This window comes from Haematobacter massiliensis, from assembly GCF_000740795.1.
Classification (GTDB): domain Bacteria; phylum Pseudomonadota; class Alphaproteobacteria; order Rhodobacterales; family Rhodobacteraceae; genus Haematobacter; species Haematobacter massiliensis.
Genome location: NZ_JGYG01000037.1, coordinates 1 through 1,981 on the forward strand (window position 1 = coordinate 1; position 1,981 = coordinate 1,981).

Below are 1,981 nucleotides of genomic sequence, written 5' to 3' on the forward strand. Positions count from 1 at the left end.
ACGTGAGCAGGACTTCTCCGAATGATATTAGGCGCAACTCCCCGAGGATGACGAGATCGGTTCGGTCACGGCCGATGGCGCCTATGACACCAGGCGATGCCATGGCGCGATCGTTGATCGAGGGGCGGAAGCGCGCATCCCCATCCGCCGGAACGGGCGCGCCTGGAAAGAGGATTGTCCGGCCGCCCGCGTCCGCAACGACATCCTGCAGGAGACGAGGCGCCTGGGACGGGCCAACTGGAAACGCTCGGTCGGTTACCATGTCCGAAGTCGGGTAGAGGCGCGGATGAATTGCCTCAAGGCATTTGGCGAGCGCATCGCCTCACGCGACCCGGATCGGCAGACCGCAGAAATCCAGATCCGCATCGCCATCATGAACAGATACAACACACTCGGCACAGCCGACATCACAGCCGTTGGCTGAGCGTAAAGCGGGAAAGGGTCAGTTCGGACTCCAACCGATTAACGCAACAACGCCCATTCATGCAAAAAAGGGGCAGGATTTCCTGCCCCTATAATGCTCTTCTTAACGATCAGCGATCTTTGCGCGGCAGGTCGCGATCGGTGCGGTCATCTTCCACCTCGACCTCCGTATGCCGGACGCTGTCAGAGATGGTTTCCCGGTGGGTGTCGCTGGTTTTGCGAAGGCCGATCTCTTCCACGACGCGGGCGTCTTTCGAGACAACGGCTTCCTCGCGATGCTCTTCAGCCTCGATCGTACGGTCCTGAAAAGCGTCGGTGGCGGTCACAGCGCGATCAACGGGCCGACGTTCAAGTTCGACGCGCTCTTCACGCAAATCGATGCTTTCGCTTACCGGCTCTTCGACAGTGTAGGCACGAACGCGTACATGCCCGCGGTTCGTGTCGCGCTTGCCCACGCGAAGCCGCTCCTCGACCACCGAAATTGTCTCATCGTCGCCCAGGCTGCCGGTGCCCACCGCCGCTGGAACCGCGCCGGCGCCTGCTCCCGTCGTCGCAGCATAGGGACTTGCTTCATAGCCACCCCAGCCCTCAGAGCGCCAGCTTTCCTCACGCTCGTTGATGTTGACCGTGCCCTCGTCATCGAGAATGGTCGATGCCATCTCATACTCGCCGGTCGTGAGCCCCGTCACGGTGACAAGATAGCCACCACGCGACAGACCTTCGGCGTAAGAGTAACGGTCTTCATCCGGAAAGAAGAAGTCGCCCAGCTTTTCGAAGAAACCCTTGTTTTCTTCAGGATCGACCGTCGTGCCTGTCGAGGACGAACCCTCGACGATCTGGATTTGCGATGCTTCGATGCCTGCTTCGCGCAGCCGGGCAGACGCGATGTCCGCCTCTGAGCGACTGTCGAACAGCGCAGAAATCGTAGTCGAACCGTTAGCTTCGATGTCAGGATTATAAGTCATGGTCTACTGTCCTTTCAGGATAGGTTCTGAGGATGCTCACGCGTCATCCGAAGGAATACGTTCGATGACGGCCGTTTGCTTTCGCGTCGTGACGGGCACCTCCACGGTCTCCCGCCGCTCGGTGCGCCGGATGTGGATCTCTTCCTTGAGATAAAGCTGCCGCGTGACGACAACGCGTTCTTCGACGACCGGAATGATCGTAAGATCGTCATCAACGATCACATCGGGCATATGGTCGATTGCGCGATTGATGGAGACACGCGTAACTTCGACGTCCAGCGCGGAGAGATCGAGCGGGACCAGGGAATCAATACTCGACGTTTCCGTAGTGACCCGCACGCGGCCGGTGATGCGCCGATCGGCCGTGACCGTGGCCGTCTCCGCTACAAGCGGAAGAAATTCTGTATGTTCATCGGTCACTGCATCATCCTCGTTCAGGAATAGGAAACGCGCTCGTACGCAGAGACGTTCCGTAAGCCGAAAGATTGCAAACAACGAAGGCGGCAATCCGCCGAGAGGAGACAGAGGTGGAAGCGATCGGAATATTAGGCTGAATGTCGTCGTCGTCGACACAGGAACCTGCATTCCCCAAG

General features: G+C 59.0%; 2 protein-coding genes and 1 pseudogene. 1 reads left to right on the forward strand and 2 read right to left on the reverse strand.

The window, feature by feature from the left end; translation table 11 throughout:
- Positions 1-34: 34 nt before the first annotated feature.
- A pseudogene (locus tag CN97_RS20475) lies at positions 35-424 on the forward strand (transposase); the annotation flags it as partial.
- Between the two features lie 109 nt (positions 425-533).
- On the opposite strand, the gene CN97_RS19635 reads toward CN97_RS20475, so the two are convergent.
- The gene (locus CN97_RS19635; protein WP_035715284.1) at positions 534-1,388 is read right to left on the reverse strand and encodes a YsnF/AvaK domain-containing protein; all 855 of its coding nucleotides are present in this window, start codon (positions 1,386-1,388) and stop codon (positions 534-536) included.
- A gap of 36 nt (positions 1,389-1,424) precedes the next feature.
- Entirely contained in the window at positions 1,425-1,808 is a 384-nt protein-coding gene (locus tag CN97_RS19640; RefSeq protein ID WP_051911503.1) for a DUF2382 domain-containing protein, read from the reverse strand.
- Between the last annotated feature and the right edge of the window lie 173 nt (positions 1,809-1,981).